The sequence below is a fragment of the Arthrobacter sp. 2RAF22 genome (assembly GCF_052115325.1).
Classification (GTDB): Bacteria; Actinomycetota; Actinomycetes; order Actinomycetales; family Micrococcaceae; genus Arthrobacter.
In genome coordinates this window covers 130,451-150,689 of record NZ_JBFRGL010000002.1, presented here as the reverse complement: position 1 = coordinate 150,689, position 20,239 = coordinate 130,451, and the positions used below count along the sequence as shown (strand labels likewise).

Annotated in this window: 25 protein-coding genes; 5 read left to right on the top strand and 20 right to left on the bottom strand. The window is 64.3% G+C overall.

All coding sequences use genetic code 11. The features are described from left to right. Positions 1-97 precede the first annotated feature (97 nt). Complete coding sequence (locus AB4068_RS04170; RefSeq protein WP_441432748.1) at positions 98-697, top strand: hypothetical protein; 600 nt, start codon at positions 98-100, stop codon at positions 695-697. Positions 698-704: 7 nt separating this feature from the next. On the opposite strand, the gene AB4068_RS04165 is transcribed toward AB4068_RS04170, so the two are convergent. Genes AB4068_RS04165 through AB4068_RS04120 form a run of 10 tightly spaced genes read right to left on the bottom strand, consistent with a single transcriptional unit; the run spans position 705 to position 9,108 of the window. Then, positions 705-953 carry a carbon storage regulator gene (locus AB4068_RS04165; RefSeq protein WP_284989600.1) on the bottom strand — a complete coding sequence of 83 codons (249 nt, stop codon included), beginning with the start codon at positions 951-953 and terminating at the stop codon, positions 705-707. Between the two features lie 4 nt (positions 954-957). Next, positions 958-1,959 (bottom strand): hypothetical protein, encoded by a 1,002-nt coding sequence (locus AB4068_RS04160; RefSeq protein WP_441432747.1) that lies wholly within the window; start codon positions 1,957-1,959, stop codon positions 958-960. Next, a complete protein-coding gene (locus AB4068_RS04155; protein ID WP_307052751.1) occupies positions 1,937-3,982 on the bottom strand; it encodes a flagellar biosynthesis protein FlhA in 2,046 nt (681 codons plus the stop codon). Before AB4068_RS04155 ends, AB4068_RS04160 begins: the two co-directional genes overlap by 23 nt. After that, positions 3,979-5,067 (bottom strand): EscU/YscU/HrcU family type III secretion system export apparatus switch protein, encoded by a 1,089-nt coding sequence (locus tag AB4068_RS04150; protein WP_306963032.1) that lies wholly within the window; start codon positions 5,065-5,067, stop codon positions 3,979-3,981. Before AB4068_RS04150 ends, AB4068_RS04155 begins: the two co-directional genes overlap by 4 nt. Continuing rightward, positions 5,067-5,825, bottom strand: coding sequence for a flagellar biosynthetic protein FliR (locus AB4068_RS04145; RefSeq protein ID WP_307052750.1), 759 nt, complete (start codon positions 5,823-5,825; stop codon positions 5,067-5,069). The genes AB4068_RS04150 and AB4068_RS04145 overlap by 1 nt, the downstream gene beginning before the upstream one ends. Before the next feature lies 1 nt (position 5,826). After that, complete coding sequence (fliQ, locus tag AB4068_RS04140) at positions 5,827-6,102, bottom strand: flagellar biosynthesis protein FliQ (protein ID WP_059388219.1); 276 nt, start codon at positions 6,100-6,102, stop codon at positions 5,827-5,829. Continuing rightward, complete coding sequence (gene fliP / locus AB4068_RS04135; RefSeq protein WP_441432746.1) at positions 6,102-6,920, bottom strand: flagellar type III secretion system pore protein FliP; 819 nt, start codon at positions 6,918-6,920, stop codon at positions 6,102-6,104. The genes fliQ and fliP overlap by 1 nt, the downstream gene beginning before the upstream one ends. 53 nt (positions 6,921-6,973) lie before the next feature. After that, on the bottom strand, positions 6,974-7,471 hold the full coding sequence (fliO, locus tag AB4068_RS04130) for a flagellar biosynthetic protein FliO (RefSeq protein WP_441432745.1): 498 nt from the start codon (positions 7,469-7,471) through the stop codon (positions 6,974-6,976). Beyond that, the gene (gene fliN / locus AB4068_RS04125) at positions 7,472-8,215 is read right to left on the bottom strand and encodes a flagellar motor switch protein FliN (RefSeq protein ID WP_332601736.1); all 744 of its coding nucleotides are present in this window, start codon (positions 8,213-8,215) and stop codon (positions 7,472-7,474) included. Then, positions 8,212-9,108: a flagellar motor switch protein FliM gene (locus tag AB4068_RS04120; protein ID WP_284989592.1), complete on the bottom strand. Its 897-nt coding sequence runs from the start codon at positions 9,106-9,108 to the stop codon at positions 8,212-8,214. Before AB4068_RS04120 ends, fliN begins: the two co-directional genes overlap by 4 nt. A gap of 150 nt (positions 9,109-9,258) precedes the next feature. On the opposite strand from AB4068_RS04120, the gene AB4068_RS04115 reads away from it, so the two are divergent. After that, on the top strand, positions 9,259-9,564 hold the full coding sequence (locus tag AB4068_RS04115) for a hypothetical protein (protein WP_284989591.1): 306 nt from the start codon (positions 9,259-9,261) through the stop codon (positions 9,562-9,564). Between the two features lie 22 nt (positions 9,565-9,586). On the opposite strand, the gene AB4068_RS04110 is transcribed toward AB4068_RS04115, so the two are convergent. The 10 genes from AB4068_RS04110 to AB4068_RS04065 all read right to left on the bottom strand — a co-directional run bounded on the left by AB4068_RS04110 (position 9,587) and on the right by AB4068_RS04065 (position 16,191). Then, positions 9,587-10,300, bottom strand: coding sequence for a GAF and ANTAR domain-containing protein (locus tag AB4068_RS04110; protein WP_441432744.1), 714 nt, complete (start codon positions 10,298-10,300; stop codon positions 9,587-9,589). A gap of 9 nt (positions 10,301-10,309) precedes the next feature. Further along, the gene (locus tag AB4068_RS04105; protein ID WP_059388225.1) at positions 10,310-10,984 is read right to left on the bottom strand and encodes a GAF and ANTAR domain-containing protein; all 675 of its coding nucleotides are present in this window, start codon (positions 10,982-10,984) and stop codon (positions 10,310-10,312) included. Positions 10,985-11,078: 94 nt separating this feature from the next. Then, positions 11,079-11,489, bottom strand: coding sequence for a VOC family protein (locus AB4068_RS04100; protein ID WP_059388226.1), 411 nt, complete (start codon positions 11,487-11,489; stop codon positions 11,079-11,081). Between the two features lie 66 nt (positions 11,490-11,555). After that, positions 11,556-12,368, bottom strand: coding sequence for a molybdate ABC transporter substrate-binding protein (modA, locus tag AB4068_RS04095; protein WP_307052745.1), 813 nt, complete (start codon positions 12,366-12,368; stop codon positions 11,556-11,558). Further along, positions 12,365-12,775, bottom strand: coding sequence for a TOBE domain-containing protein (locus tag AB4068_RS04090; protein WP_059388228.1), 411 nt, complete (start codon positions 12,773-12,775; stop codon positions 12,365-12,367). The genes modA and AB4068_RS04090 overlap by 4 nt, the downstream gene beginning before the upstream one ends. Positions 12,776-12,949: 174 nt before the next feature. Beyond that, positions 12,950-13,390: a helix-turn-helix transcriptional regulator gene (locus AB4068_RS04085; protein ID WP_284989589.1), complete on the bottom strand. Its 441-nt coding sequence runs from the start codon at positions 13,388-13,390 to the stop codon at positions 12,950-12,952. 82 nt (positions 13,391-13,472) lie between these two features. Continuing rightward, complete coding sequence (locus AB4068_RS04080) at positions 13,473-14,270, bottom strand: OmpA/MotB family protein (protein WP_059388229.1); 798 nt, start codon at positions 14,268-14,270, stop codon at positions 13,473-13,475. Next, positions 14,267-15,094: a motility protein A gene (locus tag AB4068_RS04075; protein ID WP_307052744.1), complete on the bottom strand. Its 828-nt coding sequence runs from the start codon at positions 15,092-15,094 to the stop codon at positions 14,267-14,269. The genes AB4068_RS04080 and AB4068_RS04075 overlap by 4 nt, the downstream gene beginning before the upstream one ends. Before the next feature lie 3 nt (positions 15,095-15,097). After that, a complete protein-coding gene (locus AB4068_RS04070; protein WP_441432743.1) occupies positions 15,098-15,352 on the bottom strand; it encodes a flagellar FlbD family protein in 255 nt (84 codons plus the stop codon). Between the two features lie 89 nt (positions 15,353-15,441). Further along, entirely contained in the window at positions 15,442-16,191 is a 750-nt protein-coding gene (locus tag AB4068_RS04065; RefSeq protein ID WP_441432742.1) for an ABC transporter permease, read from the bottom strand. Positions 16,192-16,408: 217 nt separating this feature from the next. Here AB4068_RS04065 and AB4068_RS04060 point away from each other — a divergent pair, with 217 nt between their 5' ends. Genes AB4068_RS04060 through AB4068_RS04050 form a run of 3 tightly spaced genes read left to right on the top strand, consistent with a single transcriptional unit; the run spans position 16,409 to position 20,233 of the window. Next, positions 16,409-17,467 carry an iron ABC transporter substrate-binding protein gene (locus tag AB4068_RS04060; RefSeq protein ID WP_059388232.1) on the top strand — a complete coding sequence of 353 codons (1,059 nt, stop codon included), beginning with the start codon at positions 16,409-16,411 and terminating at the stop codon, positions 17,465-17,467. A 4-nt stretch (positions 17,468-17,471) separates the two neighbouring features. Continuing rightward, the gene (locus tag AB4068_RS04055) at positions 17,472-19,082 is read left to right on the top strand and encodes an ABC transporter permease (protein ID WP_306963052.1); all 1,611 of its coding nucleotides are present in this window, start codon (positions 17,472-17,474) and stop codon (positions 19,080-19,082) included. Further along, positions 19,079-20,233, top strand: coding sequence for an ABC transporter ATP-binding protein (locus tag AB4068_RS04050; protein ID WP_284989585.1), 1,155 nt, complete (start codon positions 19,079-19,081; stop codon positions 20,231-20,233). The genes AB4068_RS04055 and AB4068_RS04050 overlap by 4 nt, the downstream gene beginning before the upstream one ends. The last annotated feature ends 6 nt before the right edge of the window (positions 20,234-20,239 follow it).

The following is a 20,239-nucleotide window of genomic DNA, read 5'->3' as shown; positions in this document are numbered from 1 at the left end:
ATTACATGGAACAGACATGTATTCAGTGAACATACCATCTGGAAAATAACAATGCGTGTACGCTCATGAAAAAGATAGAAAAACAGGACTCGGAACCATGTTCCGAGTCCAAACCGGGGAATGGGGAACCGTGGGGGCGGATGAGCTTTCGGCGACGCTGTGGCGTGAGCGGAGACAGCTGGAACTGCTGTTGTACCGGCTTGAAACACAGCTGCTGCACGTTCGGGCAGGCAACTGGCATTGGTTGAAGTTCGCTGCCGCTGACGTGGAAAAGGTCCTGGAAAACCTTCGTTTCGACACGCTTGCCCGGAACATCGAATCGTCGGCCGTGGCTATTGAATGGCGGCTGTCGGCCAACGCCACGCTGCCGATGATCGCTTCAGTGGCCCCGCCCGGAGTCTGGCCGGAACTGCTGCAAGAACACCACCGTGAGCTGGTCCTGGTGCTCAAGCAAGTCGAAACAACCGCGGCGGCCAACGTCGAGGCTCTCCAGATGGGGCTGCAAGGGGCCGGGAACCCGCCGCTTGGCTCCGTTCAGCCCGGCGACGCAGCCCTGGCAGCGCCGGGAGCGGTCGCGTGTGCGGACACCGTGGATGACGTGATGCTGCTTGCGGAAAGCGCCAATATCGAACGGGCCCTGGCCGTGACCAGGGATTGCTCGCTGCCGCTCCTCAGGGAGTTCCTGGGGTTGGAGTAGTACGCGCCTAGTCCTTGCCCGGTTTCCGGACAGGCGGGCGCAGCCCGGCAACGAGCTCCTCGGCTTCGGGGCCGGCCTGGGCAGCGGCGAGGTTGGCAGCGGCGATCGCCTCGACCACTTCGCGACGCTGGATGGACACCCCTCGGGGTGCCTCGATCCCGATCCGCACGCCGTCGCCGCGGCCTTCCATGACGGTGATGACAATGTCCTCACCAATCATGATCTGTTCGCCCGGCTTACGTGTCAGTACCAGCATGCTCTCAATCTACCTTTCCGAGCACGGCAACGCGGGCGGGCTTGCCGTCCACCCACCCGATGGGGAGACCCAGCCCGTTGACCGTCTCGGGACTTCCAGTCTCCGACGCGCCGAAAACAGCAAGGGCGTCAAGCGTGACTCCCTCGGCGGCAAGGGCTGCGGAGAGCGCCCGGACCCAGGCCGCCGTGTCTTCAGCCTTCCGCCCGGCGTCAACAACCAGCCACACCTGGTCTGCGGCGAGCGCCGCGATGTCCGCCGCATGCGTCACGGTTTCGCCCTGCCGGCCGAGACCGTACGCCACCAGCACGGTTTGGCCGGTGAGCACCGCTTGGGCGCGCGCCGCCGTCGCGCCCTGGCGCCCCGCCACGTGGAGGTGCCCGAAAGCTGTCAACGCTCCGGCTGTCCGGACGTCGGAACCGCCCTCGGCGATGGACACTTCCAGCGCCGGTCCCAAGGCGTCGTCGCCGAGGCCAAGCAGGATGATCAGGTTGCCGCTGCCGGTAAGCGGCACGGGTACGGCCACAGGAACGCCGTGCCCGACGGCGGCCGCCGGCAACGCGGTCAGCAACCCTTGCGGTCCGGAAACCGGCGCCTGGAACTCCTTTCCTAACTGCTCCAACATCCCGGCAAAATCCGGGGAGGCCGTTGAAACGGCTGCCTCGGGCCGGTGCAGGTCCATCTCGGCGGCGTCGGCTTGCTCCAGGAGCGCGGCGATCGCGGGCCCCTGCAACGCATGCGCCTCCCCGCCCGCAGGGCCCTCCCAACTAACTCGCAGTTGTTGTCGTTCTGGGCCGTCAGAACGACAACTATTGCTAGCTAGTGGGGATGAACCCGCTGCCGGAACTTCGATCGTGGCCTCGTAGCGATTGGCCGCGAAGAGCCCTGCGATTCCGGGGTTGGTGACCTTCTCGGCGGCGACGATCCGAGCCCCGGGCCCGTACTGCTGCTCGGCTTTTTGGCGGATGGCGTCCAGGGATGCGCCCTTAAGCTTGTATTGCTTCGGCATGGCGGACCACCCCCACGGTTTCGATCTGGATGTTTGCGGACGTCACTTCGCGGTAGGACAACACGGGAACACCGCCGTCGGGAGCTGCCACGAGCCGCCGGACGGCGGGCCGCAGCGCCGGGGCGCACACCAGGACAGCTTGCCGTCCGGCATTTGCCGCGGCCTCCACCGAAGACTGCACAGAGGCCAGGACGGCATCCAGCCGGGCTTGGCTCATCACGATCTGGGTACCCCCTTCGGCCGGACGCATGTCCTCAAGCATGGACTGCTCCAGGAGCGGATCGATCATGATCACGTTAAGCACCGTGCCGTCTAGGAACTTGGCCGCGAGCGCCGGGCCGAGGGATTGCCGGGCGGTTTCGACCAGGGCCTCGGGCTCGGTGGAAACCTTGGCACGGAGGGCAAGGGCCTCGTAAATGCGCGGAAGATCGTTGATGGGGACCTGTTCTTCGAGGAGGCCCTGCAGCACCCGCTGCACCTCCGCCAGGGACATCAGTCCCGGAATGAGCTCCTCGACGGCGGCCGGGCTCTGCTTGCGCACGCCCTCCGTCAGCACCCTGACGTCCTCGCGGGTCAGGAGCCTTGCGGCGTTGGCGGACACGATCGACGACAAATGGGTCACCAGCACGGAAACCCGGTCGATCACCGTTGCTCCGGTCATTTCCGCGCTGTGGCGCATCTCGCTGGGAATCCACTTGCCGGCCAGCCCGAAGACAGGTTCCACGGTGGAGGTACCCGGCAAGGCGTCAAGGTAATCGCCGAGGGCCAGCAACTTGCCCGACGGCGCCGTGCCGCGTCCGGCTTCCACTCCGGCAATGCGGATGGCATAGGTGGACGGCGGCAGCTCGACGTTGTCGCGCGTGCGGACGGGTGGAATCACGATCCCCAACTCCATGGCGATCTTGTGGCGCAAGGAACGGACGCGGGCCAGGAGGTCGTCCGAGGCGCCGGAGACCATGTCAACAAGGTCCGGAGCCAGCAGGATCTCGACCGGGTGGACACGCATGTCCTGCATGAGCCGCTCGTTGGGGTCTTCTTCGGAGCTTAAGGTGGCCGCTTCCTTGGCGTCCTCCGCCTCGTTGTGCTTCTTCTGCTGCGCCTCGAGGCGCCTCGAGCCGAACAGCAGGGCAGCGCCCACCAGCAGGAAGGGCACGACTGGCATGCCGGGGATGAGCGCCATGGCGACGGCGGCCAGCCCCGCGATGAGCAAGGCGTTGGGCGACTGCATAAGCTGCGAGGAGGCCGTGCGGCCCATGTCTTCCTCGGCATTGGACCGGGTGACGATCATGCCCGTGGACACGGCCATGAGGAGGGCCGGAATCTGGGTGACCAGCCCGTCGCCCATGGTCAAGAGGCCGTAGGAATTCAGCGCGTCGCCGACATTCATGCCGCGCTGCAGCACGCCGATGGCAATGCCACCGACAAAGTTGATGATGATAATGATGATGCCCGCGATCGCATCGCCCTTGACGAATTTCGAGGCACCGTCCATCGCGCCGTAGAAGTCGGCCTCGGCGGAAACCTCGGCACGGCGTTTGCGGGCCTGGGCGTCAGTGATAAGGCCGGCGTTGAGGTCCGCGTCGATGGCCATCTGCTTGCCGGGCATTGCGTCGAGGGTGAACCTGGCTCCCACCTCGGCCACGCGCTCGGCGCCCTTGGTGACCACGACGAACTGGATGACCACCAGGATCAGGAACACCACGGCGCCGATGATCATGGAGCCGCCCACGGTGACCTTGCCGAAAGCGTCGATCACTTGCCCGGCGAATCCTTGTCCCAGCACCAGCCGGGTGGACGCGACGTTGAGCCCCAGCCGGAACAGCGTGGCCACGAGCAGCAACGACGGGAAGACGGAGAAGTCCAAGGGCTTCTTGACGAACATGCTCGTGAGCAGGATCAACAAGGCGAGCAGGATGTTGCAGACGATCAGGAAGTCCAGCAGCGGCGCGGGTACCGGAACAACTAGGAGCAGTACGATGCCCACGATTCCCACCGGCACGGTGAGCCTGGCGAATCTGTTCATGGCTGTGTCCTTTCTTGCGGCAAACGGTGCATTCCGCGTGCCGCTCCCCTGGCCTTGAGTGACATGACGAACGCCAGGACTCCCGCCACGGCCCGGTACAGCTCCACGGGGATTTCCTGGCCCAGCTCGCAGGCCGAGTGCAGTGCCCTCGCCAGCGGGATGTCTTGGACCATCGGAACCGATGTCGCCTCCGCCTCTTCCCTGATGCGGGCAGCGATCACCCCCGCTCCCTTGGCCACGACGCGCGGTGCCGCTTTGCCGGCGTCGTACTTCAGCGCGACGGCGACGTGCGTCGGGTTGACGATCACGACGTCGGCGTCCGCGATCGCGCCGATCATGCGGTTCCGGCTCATGCTCAATTGGCGCGAACGCCGCTGGGACTTGATCAGGGGATCGCCGTCGCTGTTCTTGTTTTCGTCCTTGATTTCTTTCTTGGACATGCGCGTCTTCTTGCGGTTGCGGCGCATGACCACGAAGATGTCCGCGGCAGCTAGGACCAGGCCCGCCAGCACGGCGAACTGGATCAACGAACCGATGCCCCCGACTGCTGCCGAAAGGATGCCGGACACCGGCAGTCCCCCGGCAGTGAGCAGCACCGGGATGAGCCCCTGCACAACGGCGTAAAGGACAAGTCCGACGACGGCGGTCTTGAGGAGCGCTTTCAGGCCGCCCCACAGTGCCTGGGTGCCGAAGATCCGCTTGAGGCCACTGAGGAGGTTGAAGTGCTCGAACTCGGCGCGGAACTTCTTGAAGTGGATGCCGCCCTGCAACGCGGATCCGGCGAGCACCACCACCATGACCACCCCGAACAGGGGCCCCAGCACTTGGGCCAGGGAACCGAACCCGGCGTCGAGCGCCGCGACGGCTTTGCCGGGCTCGGGGTTCGCGATGACTCCGCGGACGGTGAACAGTTGGTCAGCCGCAGCGTTGGAGGCACGCTCGATGGTGGACGGAATCATGGCCGCGGCGGATCCGACGGCGAGCCAGGCGGTGAGGTCCTGCGAGCGGGAAAGCTGCCCTTTGGACCGGACTTCCCGCATCCGTTTGTCCGTGGCTTGCTCGGTTTTCTCTTGTGAATCCGACATCAGCCCACCCCCATCAGTGTGTTCGCCGCTTGCTCGGCGAGCATGGCAACGAGGCGCGGCAGTGCCAGGAACAGGAACCCTGCAAGCCCGAGGGTGATGAGGACCTTGAGCGGGAAGCCCAGGGCAAAAGCATTCAGGGCGGGCGCTACACGGGTGAGGAGCCCCAGCCCGATATCGGCGAGTACCAACACCACAAGGAGCGGCCCGGCGATTTGCACCGCGGAGAGGAACATCCCGGTGACAGCCGAAATCATCGCGTGCACCGGCTGTGCCAAATCCAGTCCTCCAGCCAGCGGCAAGGCCGTGAAACTCCCGGTCAAGCCGCCGATCACCAGCTGGTAGCCGTCCGAGGCGAAAAGCAGGGCCAGGGCGGCCATCTGCATCAACCGGGTGAATTGGGCCCCGTTGATCATCATCTGGGGATCGAAGCCCTGGGCCATCTGGAAGCCGCTGAAGAGGTCTATCAGGCTGCCGGCCGATTGGATGGCCGCGAAGACGAGCAGAACGAGGAAGCCAAGGACCAACCCGGTCACGAGCTCAAGGACCACGGCCGTGATGAAGCCGGCGGTGTCCTTGGAGGTGTAGCCGGCGGAGAGACGTTGGGAAACGGCCAGCCCCAATCCGATGCCGAGCATCCCTTTGATCCGCAGCGGAATAGTTTGGTGCGAGAAGGGCGGGGCCACCACCAGGAACGCCGTCATCCGGACGGAGGCCAACAAGAGGACCTCAAGCCAGGACTGGTTGAAGGGCAGCTCCACTTCACGCTCCGCCGATCAGCGCGGGTATCCGGGCAAAGAGCTCGTTGGTGAAGGAGACGGCCTCGGTGATCATCCAGTGCCCGCACACCACCAGGGCCACGGCCACGGCGACTGCCTTGGGCACGAAGGAGAGAGTGGCTTCCTGAAGCTGGGTGATGGATTGCAGGAGGGAAATGGCGAGGCCCACCACTAGCGCGGTCACCAAGGCGGGCGCGGCCAGCTTGGCCGCAAGAATCAGGGCCTGGAGGCAAATGTCCAGGACTGCGTTGGTATCCATCAGCCGCTCGAATAGCTCTGGATCAGGGCGGTGATCACCAATCCCCAGCCGTCCACCAGGATGAACAGCAGGATTTTGAAGGGCAACGAGATCATCACCGGCGGAAGCATCATCATGCCCATGGACATCAGCGCGGCCGAGACCACCAGGTCGATCACCAGGAACGGGATGAAAATGACGAAACCGATGATGAACGCTGCCCTGAGCTCGGAGATCATGAACGCGGGGATAAGGGTTTGTAGCGGGACCGATTGCGGGTTGGCCGGGTTATCCAGTTTGGCCGCCCGGGTCATGAGGGCAATGTCTTCTTGGCGGGTGTGGGCCACCATGAAGTGCTGGAGCGGCGCGGACCCCGCCGAAACGGCTCCGTTGAAGTCCAGTGTCCCGTTCAGGTAGGGCTGGATGCCGACGTTGTTGATCTCCGAGATCACGGGCCACATCACGAACAGGGACAGGAAGAGCGCCAGTCCGGCCAGCACCTGGTTGGGCGGGATGGACGGGAGGGACAAGGCGTTGCGGGTCATCGCGAGCACCACGAAGATCTTGGTGAACGAGGTCATCATGAGCAGCAGGGCAGGCGCGACCGAGAGTAGCGTGATCCCGATCAGAGTCACCACCGCCGTGGATGGCTTTCCATCGAGGCCATTGATATTGATGCTGACGTTGCCGTTCGACGGCTGCGCCGGCGCGGTGGGAACTGCGGGCGCGGTGGGTGGCGTCGGGCTGACCGGTGCCGCATGTCCAATTGACGCGCCCAGCCACAGGAAGAGGGCTGTCAGCAACAGGACACAGAGCACCGCGGGAAGTGTCCTGCGCACGGCCAGCAATATCCTGCCGGTGCGTGGGGCACCGGCAGGCCCAAGAGTCAGGATCAATTCCGGCGTCCCCTGATGGCCTCGGCGGCCTGCCGCCAGGTGGAACCGGCAAGGATGGAGCCGTGCATGGGCTGTGTTTTGTCCGGTTCGCTGCGGCGGTGGATCCCGCTGCGGCGCGTGAGTGCGCTGCCTTGAAATGCAGCGGCTTGGGGCCCCTTGTCCGCACGTGCCGCGCTACCGGCGTCGCGGAAGATGTCGGCAAAGCTCTCGGGTGCGGGAGCGGTCTCCAGAACCTCCACGGGGACGTCGCTGCTATGCAGGACGTTGATGGCGTGCTCGGTGACACCCAAAAGGAAGCGTTTGTCGCCGGCGTCGACCACCACTACGGAGGCCTTCTGTCCGACACTCTGCCGGCTGACCACCGTCAGCGTGGTGTTGGCCCGGCGTCGGCCCTTGGCCTTTCCTTTGAGAAGGCGGCGCTGCAGGACCCAAATGAGCCCCAGCACCGCGCCCAAGGCCACGAGCACGCGCAGCCCGAGGATGAGCGAATCCATCTAGTAGATTCCCTCGGCGACGTCCAGGATGCGGGTAATGCGCACGGCATAGTCCTGGTCCACGACGACCACTTCACCGTGGGCAATCAGCCGTCCGTTGAGGAGGACGTCCGCGGGTGCGCCGGCCGAGCGGTCCAGTTCGATCACTTTGCCCGGTTCCAGGGCGAGGGCGTCGCGCACGGACATGCGGGTGCGGCCGATTTCCACGGTGAGGGCCATTTCGACGTTGCTGATCAGTCCAAGGCGTGACGAAACGGCACCCACCTGGGCGTTCCGTGCGGCGGCCGCGTCCTGGACGGTCCCGTGTTCGCGGACCCGCACGGCGAACCAGCCGAATGCCTGCCCGCCGTCGGACACGGGAGATTGACGCAATTCAAAAACAGCGGTTTCGGAGTCGGACAGCAGTCCGGCGGCGTCTTCTTCACGCAACTCCCCCAGCACGCCGGCGTCGAACGCGTCAGCCGCGTGTTCAATCGCGGGGCGCAGTACGTCAACGACGGACACGACTCCGCCCGAGACGACGCCGTTCAACCCGCCGGCAGCGGCAAGGAAGGAACGGTCGGTGAGGATGAGTGCGAAGTCCGCAGTCACGGCGCCCACGAACGTGGCGGTGATCGCAAGGGGTGCATATGGCGCAGCGGCCTGGGGCGGGACAATGCCGGAGACGCGCAGCGTGGCAGGGGTCGGCAGCTGCATCGCCAAACGCTCGGCCGCGGACTCGTGCAGGGTCAGGGTGATGCTCATCGCTGGTTCTCCTCGATTGTGACGATGACGGCGGCTGCACGGGAGCCGTTACGGGCCGGTGCCGCGGTGGCCAGGCGGGTGCCGTTGATGGCGACGTCGAACGGCCGGTTCTCCAGGTGCGGCAGCGGAATGACATCCCCGACGGCGAGGCCCAGGATCTGCGCCGGCGTCACCGGAGTGGGGCTCAACTGGATGGCGACGTCCACCGGCACCTGGGTGACCTGGGCGCGGACAAGCGCCTCGGCGTCGCGGCTGTGGACAGTGGGATTCACGTCGCCAAGACCGGAAAGGAGGATGTCGGCGGGAATCGCGAGGCTGGCTGCGGCAAGGCTTTCGCCCACCTTCACGGTGAAGGAGGCCACGATCATGAGCTCTGCCGGAGCCGCGGCCTGGGCGAACTGGGAGTTGTACTGGATAACGTCCATGCGCACAGGGGTGGTCAGCAGGGCGCCAAGGGAATAGCTCAGGTCCTCGAGTCCGTCTTCCACCATGCGGCTGATGAGGGACTGCTCGATCTGGGTGAACTTACGATCCGGGACCGCCGTCTCGCTGGCCCCGCCCAGCATGCGGGTGACCCAGGACAATGCCGCCGTGGCAGGAAACTGCATGACCAGCCGCGATTCGCTGCCCTCAATGCGGCACAGCACCATCGCCGTGACCGAAGGGAGGGATGCGGCGTATTCGTCGTAGCTCTGCATGATGAGCTGTTCAAGGGTCGCGGTGGACTTCACGCGGACCTTGGCCGTCAGCTGTGTTCCCCATTGGCGGGCGAACGTCTCGAAGGCGACTTCCAGGACGCGGCTGTGCTGTCGCGGCAAGGTGGTGGGCCTGCGGAAGTCATAGACGTCCACGGTGCGCTGCCGTCCCGCCGATTGATCTTCCTGTTCACTCACGGTTGCCACTATCGGCAAGGAAAGTGCAGGGGTAAGGGACTATTTATCAGAGCCTTTCCGCGTGATGGCATGTCGGATAGGCAAGGTGTGTTGCCCTGGACCCTGGCAGCGCCAATCGTCGGCGCACGCTCCAGGAGGACATCACACATCATGCCAGGCGACCCCAGCACCCGCACCTCCCACGCCCGGCGTCCCGCGGCCACAGCAGAGTCCGAAGCTTGGCGGGATTACCCGTTGGCGGAGATCGACGAACTCATCGCGGAGCTAAAAATAAAAGTGGCGCGCTTTACGTTCTTCCGGTCGATTCAATTCGGCGATGAGAATTCGGAACCCGGAAACGGGGCTGCCTTCGAATCGATGATGGATGCTCTCGAGGACATTTCGGCGGCAGCACTGGGCATCGAATTAGCGTCCCACCAGGAATTTCTCCGGATTCGCCCGGTTACCAGACCCTAGCTCGGCGGACGGTCTTTGCCGCCTATAGAGTCAGGGTCCGGTTGATGACACGCGCTGCCGTGTCATGCAGATTCTGGTTGTTGGCGCGTGCAAATGAGCGCAAGCGCCCGAACGCCTCTTCCATGTTGACTCCGGCAGTGTTGGCAATGACCCCCTTGGCCTGTTCGATGAGGACCCGGCTGTTCAGGGCGCGCTGAAGCTGTTCGTTGACAACCGCCGATTCGCGGATGGTGCGTTCCTGCAGGATGCCGATCGTCGCAACGTCCGCCAGCGCTTGGCCGATGGCAACGTCCTCGGGCGTCAGGGCGCCGGACCGTTCGCCGAATAGACCCATGGCTCCGATGGTTCTTCCTTGAACGCGCATCGGTACCGCGTGGACGGAACGGAATCCCTGCGAAAGGGCGGCCGCCCGGAATTCGTCCCATTGGCCGGTCAAGGACGCTATGTCCTCCACGACCACCGGCGTTCCTGTCCGGTAGCACTCAACACAAGGACCGGAGCCCGCCTGCAGCTGGAGTATTTCAACCAGCTGGCTTCGCTCGCTGGTGGAGGCCAGGACTTGCAGCTCGCCGTGAGGATCTGCAAGCAGCAACCCGGCGGCGGCGGCATCGAGCAGATCCACGGATGCCTCGACGAGCGCATGGAGCAAGTCCAGCACGTCGTAGTCAGCGACCAACGTGTTCGTGATCTTTACGAAGGCCGCGCTGACGCGCTCGGCGCGGCTTGTCGTCACCATGTCGCCATATTACTGCAGACCGCCGCTGCCGTGCGCGTCATTCCCCGGGGCAAAACTCAGGCGTCCCTGCAGCACTGCCTCGGCTGTTTCGCGCAATGTCAGCGCATGCGCGAACGCGTGTGCACGCATCAACAAAAGTGCATCGGCAGCGGAACTCCCTGATTGTGCCAGGACCATTCCCGTGGCCTGGTGGATCTCCCGCCGGGACATCAACGCCGCTTCCACGGCGGGGTTTGTGTCGGGCGAGTTCACCGACAGAACCCCTCGCAACAAATGCCATGCCGTTTGGCCGGCAAGGACCGATGCTGTCGCATAATCGGCGTAACTCAGGCTCCCCGGTTTCGTATTGTGGAGCTCCACAACCCCGAGCTCCAAAGCGCCCAGGGTCACCGGGAATACAAACAGCGCCGCAGCTTCGGTCTCCAGGACTGCTTTGCTGAAAACCGGCCACGAGTACGGATGCGAATTTCGCACATCGGGGACAAGAACCGGGAGCTTGGTGCGCAAGGCTTCCCACCTTGGACCTTCCCCCAAATCAAACTGCAGCTCATCAAGCTTGGCCGCCAGTTTGTCGCTAGCGCACACGAGGGTCTCCGACGCGGCCCCGCCGAACATGGACACGGCTGCACCGCTTACTGGTAGCTGGGTCAGAAACGGCGTGCAGAGCTCAGCGCCAGCATCCATGGTGAGCCTCAGATCCCCGAATCTTCCTTTGCGGCAGAACCCGGTTGAACGCGGAACCGGAACAGCTGCTCTTCACCGCTAAGAATAGACCAAGCTACGCGGCCGGAGCCTGCGAAATCCTCACCATGTTGCCCGAAGGATCGCGGAAGGCGCAGTCACGGGGACCCCACGGCTGGTCGATCGGCTCCTGCATGACCTCCGCGCCGGACGCCCTGACCTTCTCGAAGAGCGTGTCGACGTCGTCGGAGCGGAAGACGATCGGCCCCAGGACACCCTTGGTGAGCAGCTCCTGGAGGGAGTCGCCGTCGGCCTTGGACCGGCCCGCATGCGGTTCGGATAGCACGATTTCAACACCCGGCTGGTCCTTGCTGCCGAGAGTCACCCACCGGAATCCGCCTTGCGCGACGTCGTTGAGCACCTCAAGGCCGAGGGCGTCCCGGTAGAAGGTGAGCGCTTCGTCGGGATCGTTGACAGTGATATGTGAGTACTGCAATGAAATAGTCATGGCAACGACGTTAGTCCGGGGCGTTGACGAGCGCTTCTTGAATCCTGCTCGCTTCTTTCCGGAGGGTCACGGCGTTCCGAAGCCGGCGTCGCCGAGCACCTTCTTGCCTTCGCTTCCCGTCACCAAGGCGATGAACGCGGCAGCCAGGTCCTTGTTCTTGCTGGTGCCAACGGTGCCGATCGGGTAGGTGTTGACGGCCTTGTCCGACTCCGGGAAAGTGATGCCCTTGACCTTGTCCCCTGCGCCCTTGACGTCGGTGACGTAGACGAGTCCGGCGTCGGCCTCCCCTGAGGCGACCTTGCCCAGGACGTCAGTCACGGAAGACTCTTCACTGACGGGCTTCAGGGTTGTGCCGGTGGCCTTTTCGATGGTTTGGGCCGCGGAGCCGCAGGGTACCTGGCTGGCGCAGAGCACCACCTTGACGCCCGGCTTGGCGAGGTCCTCGAAGGAACTGATCGACGCCGGGTTGGACGGCGGGACGGCAATGGTCAGGACGTTGGTGGCGAAGTTCTTGGCCGTTCCGTCGAGCAGCTTGGCGTCGGAAAGCTTGCCCATGTTCTTCGTGTCAGCCGAGGCAAAGACGTCCGCCGGAGCGCCTTGGGTGATCTGGGTGACGAGGTCAGAAGACCCGGCGAAGCTCAGGGCCACTTTTGTACCCGGGTTCGCAGCTTCGAATTCGCTGGCCAGCTTGGTGAACGTTGCCTTCAGCGAGGCAGCCGCGTAGACCGTCACCGTGCCGGAGAGCTTTGGTGTTTCGCTTGCGCTGGCGGATCCGCCGTTTGCGGTGCCTGCGGGAGTGCTTGAACCGCAGCCTGTCATGCCGGCCGCGAGGGCGCCGGCGACGAGCACCGCGGCGAAAGGTTTGGGGATGATCCTCATATGGTGCTCTTTCCTTGGGGAGTTTCGATGATGACCGTGGTGGCCTTGACCACGGCTGTGGCGACCGAGCCGAGTTCGAGCCCGAGCTCGCGGACCGCTTCGCTGCTCATGAGGGAGACGACACGGAAGGGACCGCACTGCAGTTCCACTTGTGCCATGACCTTGTCGGCCGTGATGCCGGTGACCAGGCCGACGAAACGGTTGCGCGCCGAGCGGCCCACCCGGGTGGGATCCTCGGGCAGCTGGGCCTGGTCCCGCGCGACGTGGGCAAGTTCCAGCCCATCCACGGCCAGCCGGCCTGAATCATCCTTGACCGGAGTCAGGATGCCGTTCTCGGTCCAACGCCGGACGGTGTCGTCGCTGACGCCGAGGAACCGGGCCGCTTCAGATACTCGAATATTTGGCACGGCTTCAGAATAATCCTCAAATGCGGTGGTGACGCTATGAAACTTCCGCAAATCAAATGTGACCCGTATTTCCGGCGGCGCTCTGCCCGGGTTAGTGGACGTCCCGGACGCAGCAGAGGTCCCGCCCCATCGGGGCGGAACCTCTGCTGAAGTCGTGGCCGGCTACGGCCTGAGTCAGTCTGCGCCGACCGCCAGCGCTTCCAGACGCTTGCTGGCTTCGTTTCGGCTGGGCCGCGTACGTATCTTCGCGACGCACGCGGGCATGGCAGCCACGGCCAGGTGCTCGCGGGCGCGGTATGTGCTCGGCGGCACGCCGACGAGTTCAGTGAACCGCGAGCTGAAGGAGCCAAGTGACGTACAACCGACCTCCATGCACGCGTCGGTGACGCTCATTCCGCCGCGCAGGAGCGCCATCGCGCGCTCGATCCGGCGGGTCATGAGGTAGTTGTAAGGGGTCTCGCCATAGGCGGCGCGGAACTGCCGCGAAAAGTGCGCCGGTGACATGAACGCATGGCTGGCCATGGTGGGTACGTCGAGAGGCTTGGCGTACTCGCGGTCGATCAGGTCACGGGCCTTGCGCAAGTACGTGAGCCGGGCGATGTCTTCCGGGGTCATGCCACGAGCGTACCTCGGCACGCCCGTCACTTCCATGGTGCCCGACGCCGTCCCGTCACCGCCGCGACAAGCGCACCGGCCGCTATTGGCCGCCGGCCCTCGCCTTGAGCGCCTCGGGGATCAGGGCGCGGACCACTTCGGGCCGGTCCGAGAGGACGACGACGTCGACCCTGCGGTTGAGTTCCATCAGCGCCTCGGTGGAATCATCGTTGACCTGCCTGGCGGATCCGAAGGCAACGGCGCCGATGTGCCCTGGAGAAATTCCTCCATGGTCGACGAGGTACCGGAGGACGTTGACGGAGCGGGCGGAAGAAAGCTCCCACGTAGAGGGGTATGAGGTGACCCCGTTGGCCGCGTGGCCTTCCACCATGATTTCAAGGGCCGCCTTCGCCATGGTCGGGGCGATCATTCCAAGGACCTGGCTCGCGCGGGGCGTCAGTTCCGGTCGGTCGGGTTCGAAGAAGGTCTGCGATCCTACGAGTTTCACGGTGAGTCCGCGTTCGTTGATCTGGAACTGCACATTGGCTCCCAGCCCCGCGGCGTCGAGCTTGGACTTCATGTCGTCGCGCAAAGCGGTGAGCCGGGCCGCTTCCTTGAGTGCGAGGTCCAAGTTGGAGAATCCCTGTGCGTCGGCGCTGGTGTATTCCGGCGGAACGACCGTCCCGCTGGCGGTGTCCACCTTCTGGCTGGCCACCGTGCCGAACCCCGTGGCGAGAGAATTGCGGAGTTTGTCGAATTTGGCCTGGTCCACGGTGGACATTGCGAAGAGCACGATGAACATGCACATGAGCACCGTGACCATGTCCATATAGGAAGCCATCCAGCGTTCGTCGACGTGTTCTTCCGCCGGAGGTGAACCGCGGCGGCGCCGCGACCTCATGCGGCCTTGGACGAAGCGAATTTGCCGGGGCGGGCTTCGTCGTCGTCGCCCTTCTTTGCGGATTTCGCCTTGCCGAGGCGGTCCGGGGGAACCATGGCGCGGAGCCGTTCGGCGAGCAGGAGGGGCTGGGTCCCGTTCTGTACCGCCAGCATGCCCTCCATCAGGAGGGTCATGCGTTCGATTTCGAGCTCGGACAGTCGCTTGAGCCGCGAACTGAACGGCAGCCAAATGAAGTTCGCGGACAACAAACCCCAGAGCGTGGCCACGAAAGCGGAGGCGATCATTGGTCCCAGATGATCGGGTGAGGAGAGGTTTTCAAGGACGTGGGTCAGCGATACCACGGTGCCGATAATGCCGATGGTCGGCGCGTAGCCGCCCAGGCTCGCGAAGAACTTGGCGGAGACGTGGTCGCTGCGCATCTTGGAATCGATCTCGTCCTCCATGAGGATGCGCAATTCTTCGGCATCGGTGCCGTCGGCGATGTTCTGGAGGGCCCGGGCCACGAACGGATCCTTCTCGTCCGCGGCCGCCTCTTCGAGGGAGAGAAGCCCCTCGCTCCGCGCCTTCTCGGCAAGGCTGATCAGCTGGTCGATACTGTCCTGCGGCTTGTCGGTCTTTCCTTTGAACGCTTTGGGGAGGTCCTTGAACGCCCGCACGGTATCGCGGAACGTGTTCCCGGCAAGACCTACGGCCAGGGTGGCACCGAAAACCAGGACCATGGGCGCGGGAAGCAGGAGGGCCATGAGATTGGCGTCTTCGAGGGTCACCATGGCGACCACCGAGCCGAAGGCCAGGAACAGGCCGATTATTGTTGAAGGATCCATGGCTTACCTTCCGTCCGGGTCCGGTGTGCGCACGAGGCTCAAGGGATAACCCGTGACGGTGGGGAGGTCCTGTGCCCGCCGAAGAATATAGGCGCGGTAGTTCGCAATTAGTTCCACGACCTCCGCAAGGCTTTCGCGCACAACATAGGTAGCGCCGTCGAGGGTCACCAGATGGGTGTCCGGGCTTTCGTAGATCCGTTCAATGATGTCCGGATTCACGGCAAAGCTGGTGCCGTTCAGGCGGGTGACAACGATCATGGGCCGTTTCTGCTTTAGGTAGGGAGGCGCTTGTAGGAGTGCGGTTCAGTTCCTACTGTCGGCCGGAGGCTCGCTCCCGTTAGGCAGTGTCAGCGCAGCGTCGCTGGGCGCACGCGTACCGGTGCGAGGATTCCGATGATCATGACGGCGGTGATGGAACCTGCCGCCATGATCGCCGCGAGCACCACGATCTGGAAGCGACCTGCCTCAAAGGGAGAAACCCCGCCAAAAATCGCCCCGACGAACGCGCCGGGCAGGGTGACAAGTCCCGTCGTCTTGGTTTGATCGGTTGACGGGATCAGGGCCGAATAGACGCTCCGCCGGGCAAGATCAAGGGTTGCCTGCCTCGGGGTGGCGCCGAGCGCGAGCCAACCCTCAACTTCCTCCCAGTGCTCGTAAACGGATTCCTTGAAGCGCCGGCCGGCCAGGACTGCGATGGTCATGCCGTTGCCAATGACGATCCCGCCGATCGCGAGCGCATAGCGGGGAGTGAACGCGATGGCTCCCGTCGCGAAAATGACGGCGAGCGTCATTCCGATGCCAGCGGCCATGGAGCCGCTGACCAAGCCCAAATGATGAAGGCTCCAGCCAATGCGTCGCGTGGCACTCATCGCGGCCACGGCAAACATCACCAGCAGGGCTACTGCCACCCATAGCGGGCTGGTGATCACACCACCCAGAACAAAACTGATCGCGGCCAGTTGCACGGCTCCGCGAAGGATGGCCAGTGCGGGAGCGAAAGGGTGAGGGGTGCGGAACGCCAAGAGCAGTGCCAACGTGGCCGCCATCAGGACGCCGACGCCGAGGAAGGTCGGCAGGAATTCGGCGAGACCGGGCATGGAGCCAGCTTATCGACTGCCGCAAGGCACTCGCTCAACCGACGACACACCACCTCCATGCATTAGGTCATGTAAATCTTGCGCAATACATGTGATTCCCGTCACAATAGGGCATTCTGGATGGAAGTTTAGGTATGGCTAACCTAAAGTTTCAAGCTGTGAGCCCGCACCCACTTCCCCCGGGCTCCCTTGGATTTGCTCGCAGAAAGAAGCCCTCATGAAGATCCGCGCACATGCGCTGGCCGGCATCGCACTCGCCGCCACTGCAGCCCTGAGCCTGGCCGCTTGCGGCAACGGCACCGCCTCCTCCGCAGCCCCCGAGTCCGCTGCTACTTCCACTAAAGTGGGTGGCGAAATCACCGTCTACAACGCCCAGCACGACACCCTGACCAAGGAATGGGTGGACGCGTTCACCAAGCAGACCGGCGTCAAGGTCACCATCCGCCAGGGTTCCGACACCGAGCTCTCCAACCAGATCATCCAGGAAGGCGCGGCATCCCCGGCCGACGTCTTCCTCACGGAGAACTCCCCAGCCATGGCCCAGGTTGAGAACGCCGGCCTCTTCGCGGACATCGACAAGGCCACTGTGGACCAGGTCCCGGCCGCGTACCGCCCGTCCACCAACAAGTGGACCGGCATCGCCGCCCGCTCCACCGTCCTGGTGTACGACAAGACCAAGATCAGCGACGACAAGCTGCCCAAGTCCATGCTGGACCTGGCCAAGCCGGAGTGGAAGGGCAAGTGGGCTGCTTCGCCGTCCGGCGCTGACTTCCAGGCAATCGTTGCCGCCCTGCTCGAACAAAAGGGCGAAGCAGCCACCACTGAGTGGCTCAAGGGCATGAAGGACAACTTCAAGGCATACAAGGGCAACAGCACCGCCATGAAAGCCGTCAACGCCGGCGAAATCGACGCCGCCTTGATCTACCACTACTACTACTATGGCGACCAGGCGAAGACCGGCGAGAACTCCAAGAACGTCACCCCGTACTTCTTCAAGAACCAGGACCCCGGCGCCTTCCTGTCCGTCTCCGGCGGCGGCGTGCTGAAATCCTCCAAGAACTCCGCAGCTGCCCAGGCCTTCATCAAGTTCGTCACCGGCAAGCAGGGCCAGGAAGTCCTCAAGAACGGGACCTCCTACGAATACGCGATCGCTTCCAACGTCGACTCGAACGCTAAACTCGTTCCCATCAAGGATCTGCAAGCTCCCACGGTGGATCCGGCCAAATTGAACTCCGCAAAGGTCACCGACCTGATGACCAAGGCAGGACTGCTGTAATTCTGTGACCACTGATCTATCGGCTCGCCTCTCCCCGGAAGTTCCCGAGGCTTCGGCGAGCGCGACGACGGCGGGCAGGGGCAAGCGCCCCCGCCCGCCTTTCGGCGTTTCTGCAATATCCCTCCTGGCCGTGCTGATCGCACTGTTTTCGCTCATCCCGCTGGGGTACGTCGCTTACATGACGGCCGCGACCGGGTGGGACACCGCCGTCGCACTCATCTTCCGGCCGCGCGTTGGCGAGCTGCTCCTGAACACCGTCATGCTGGTGGTCTTCACGGTGCCGATCTCCCTGGTATTGGGAGTCGGTGGCGCGTGGCTCGTGGAGCGGACCAGGCTGCGAGGCCACCGCTGGTGGGCCGTGGCCCTGGCGGCTCCGCTGGCCATCCCGGCGTTCGTCAACAGCTATGCGTGGGTGACCGCCGTGCCCTCGCTGGAGGGCATCTGGTCCGGCGTACTCATCGCCACACTGTCGTATTTCCCGCTTGTCTACATTCCCGCGGCTGCGACCCTGGGGCGTCTCGACCCTGCGATTGAGCAGTCCGCGGCCTCCCTTGGCTTGGGACCGTGGGCCATCTTCTTCCGGGTTGTCCTGCCTCAACTCCGGATCGCGATGACCGGTGGCGCACTCCTGGTGTCGCTGCACCTGCTGGCCGAATACGGCGCGTTCGCGATGATCCGCTTCGACACGTTCACCACCGCGATCATGACCCAGTTCCAATCCACGTTCAACGGCACTGCCGGGAACATGTTGGCAAGCGTCCTGGTGTTCTTCTGCCTCATCCTGCTCCTGGCCGAAGTCAGGAGCCGCGGTAACGCACGCTATGCCCGTATCGGTTCCGGCGCGCAGGCCAAGCCGACCAGGCTTCCCTTGCACCACTACCAGCTTCCCTCCCAGCTCGCCCTGCTTGCGCTCACCGTTTTGGCCTTCGGATTGCCGATCTTTTTTGTCCTGCGCTGGGTAGTGGCCGGTGGCGCCCGCGTCTGGTCGGCCGACGAATTCCTTCCGGCTCTCCTCCAGACCCTCGCTTATGGCACGGTAGGCGCAGCGGCGACTATCGTCGTCGGCTTCCCCATGGCCTATCTGGCCGTGCGGCACCCCAGCTGGTTCAGCAAGATGCTTGAGCTCTCGAATTACGTCACCAGTTCCCTGCCCGGCATCGTGGTGGGCCTTGCCTTCGTCACCGTGAGCATCCGAATGGTCCCGGGCGTGTACCAGACCTCCGGGGTCCTGATTGCAGCCTATGTGCTGCTGTTCCTGCCGCGGGCCCTGGTAAACATCCGCTCCGGGCTGTCCCAGGCTCCCAAGGAGCTCGACGAAGCCGCACAATCGCTCGGCAAGGCCCCCCTGGTGTCCTTCCTGAAAGTGACGCTGCGCCTCACAGCTCCGGCCGCCGCCGGCGGGGCCGCGCTGGTGTTCCTCGCCATCGTCAACGAGCTGACCGCCACGCTGCTGCTGTCCCCCAATGGCACGCACACCCTGGCCACCGAGTTTTGGAGCAAGAGCAGCGAGATCGACTATTCAGGCGCGGCGCCGTATGCCCTGCTCATGATCCTCTTGTCTGCCCCCATGACGTACTTGCTTTTCCAACAGTCCAAGAAAGTAGCCGGACAGTGACCGAACAATCCCCCTCAAGGCTTCCGTCACCCCGCGTGGCGGCTTCGGTGGCCCCCACCACCAACACGCATCTGGACATCGCCGAGGTCACCAAGAACTTCGGCTCCCAGGCTGTGCTGAAGGGCGTGAACCTCTCCGTGGCCAAGGGCGGGACCACCGCTATCGTCGGGCCATCCGGATCCGGCAAGACCACCCTGCTGCGCTTGATCGCCGGCTTTGAACACCCGGACACCGGCTCCATCAGCCTCAACGGAAACAAGGTGGCCGGGGACGGGATCTGGGTACCGGCCCACAAGCGGCATGTTGGCTATGTGGCCCAGGACGGCGCGCTCTTCCCGCACCTTACGGTGGGGCAGAACATCGCGTTCGGACTGGACAAATCAGCGCTCGACGGCGGCCGCCGCGCCGTGAAGGCCCGTGTCCAGGAACTGCTCGACATGGTTTCCCTCGATGCGGACATGGCAAAGAGGCGCCCCCACCAGCTTTCGGGAGGCCAGCAGCAACGGGTGGCGCTTGCCCGCGCACTGGCCCGCGAACCGCAGCTCATGCTGCTCGACGAGCCGTTCTCAGCGCTCGACGCCGGCCTCCGCGTGGCCACACGGCGCGCCGTGGCGAAGGTGCTGAACGAAGCCGGAGTCACCACCATCCTGGTGACGCACGATCAAGCCGAGGCCCTGTCCTTCGCGGATCAGGTGGCGATCATGCGCGGCGGGAAACTGGCGCAGATCGGCAACCCGTTCGTTGTGTACACCCGTCCCGCGGACCGGGCAACGGCCGAATTCCTCGGCGACGCAGTCATCCTGGACGCGTGGATGGAAGGCTCCCTGGCCACGTGTTCGCTGGGCGGCATACCCGTACGCCGTCCCCCGGCACAGGGCCTCGTGCAGTTGATGCTCCGCCCCGAACAAATCCGGATTGCTCCCGACGGTCCCATCCGCGGAGTCGTGGTCGACACTGACTACTTCGGCCCCGAGACAACCGTGCGGATCAAGCTCGCCCCGCGCGTTGCCGCCGCCGGCGCATCCTTGGCCTACCCGGGAGGTGGCGAAATCATCACCATCCGGCACTGGAACGCTTCCATCACCAAGCCCGGCACGGAACTCTGCCTCCGCGTGGTGGGCGAAGGCGTGGCGTTCCCTGTGGAGGATTAGGGGCGA

Coding starts and splice junctions, on each gene's coding strand:
- AB4068_RS04170 (WP_441432748.1), top strand. CDS start 98: ATGTTCCGAGTCCAAACCGGGGAATGGGGAACCGTGGGGGCGGATGAG.
- AB4068_RS04165 (WP_284989600.1), bottom strand. CDS start 953: ATGCTGGTACTGACACGTAAGCCGGGCGAACAGATCATGATTGGTGAG.
- AB4068_RS04160 (WP_441432747.1), bottom strand. CDS start 1,959: ATGCCGAAGCAATACAAGCTTAAGGGCGCATCCCTGGACGCCATCCGC.
- AB4068_RS04155 (WP_307052751.1), bottom strand. CDS start 3,982: ATGAACAGATTCGCCAGGCTCACCGTGCCGGTGGGAATCGTGGGCATC.
- AB4068_RS04150 (WP_306963032.1), bottom strand. CDS start 5,067: ATGTCGGATTCACAAGAGAAAACCGAGCAAGCCACGGACAAACGGATG.
- fliQ (WP_059388219.1), bottom strand. CDS start 6,102: ATGGATACCAACGCAGTCCTGGACATTTGCCTCCAGGCCCTGATTCTT.
- fliO (WP_441432745.1), bottom strand. CDS start 7,471: ATGGATTCGCTCATCCTCGGGCTGCGCGTGCTCGTGGCCTTGGGCGCG.
- fliN (WP_332601736.1), bottom strand. CDS start 8,215: ATGAGCATCACCCTGACCCTGCACGAGTCCGCGGCCGAGCGTTTGGCG.
- AB4068_RS04115 (WP_284989591.1), top strand. CDS start 9,259: ATGCCAGGCGACCCCAGCACCCGCACCTCCCACGCCCGGCGTCCCGCG.
- AB4068_RS04110 (WP_441432744.1), bottom strand. CDS start 10,300: ATGGTGACGACAAGCCGCGCCGAGCGCGTCAGCGCGGCCTTCGTAAAG.
- AB4068_RS04105 (WP_059388225.1), bottom strand. CDS start 10,984: ATGGATGCTGGCGCTGAGCTCTGCACGCCGTTTCTGACCCAGCTACCA.
- AB4068_RS04100 (WP_059388226.1), bottom strand. CDS start 11,489: ATGACTATTTCATTGCAGTACTCACATATCACTGTCAACGATCCCGAC.
- modA (WP_307052745.1), bottom strand. CDS start 12,368: ATGAGGATCATCCCCAAACCTTTCGCCGCGGTGCTCGTCGCCGGCGCC.
- AB4068_RS04085 (WP_284989589.1), bottom strand. CDS start 13,390: ATGACCCCGGAAGACATCGCCCGGCTCACGTACTTGCGCAAGGCCCGT.
- AB4068_RS04080 (WP_059388229.1), bottom strand. CDS start 14,270: ATGAGGTCGCGGCGCCGCCGCGGTTCACCTCCGGCGGAAGAACACGTC.
- AB4068_RS04075 (WP_307052744.1), bottom strand. CDS start 15,094: ATGGATCCTTCAACAATAATCGGCCTGTTCCTGGCCTTCGGCTCGGTG.
- AB4068_RS04070 (WP_441432743.1), bottom strand. CDS start 15,352: ATGATCGTTGTCACCCGCCTGAACGGCACCAGCTTTGCCGTGAATCCG.
- AB4068_RS04065 (WP_441432742.1), bottom strand. CDS start 16,191: ATGCCCGGTCTCGCCGAATTCCTGCCGACCTTCCTCGGCGTCGGCGTC.
- AB4068_RS04060 (WP_059388232.1), top strand. CDS start 16,409: ATGAAGATCCGCGCACATGCGCTGGCCGGCATCGCACTCGCCGCCACT.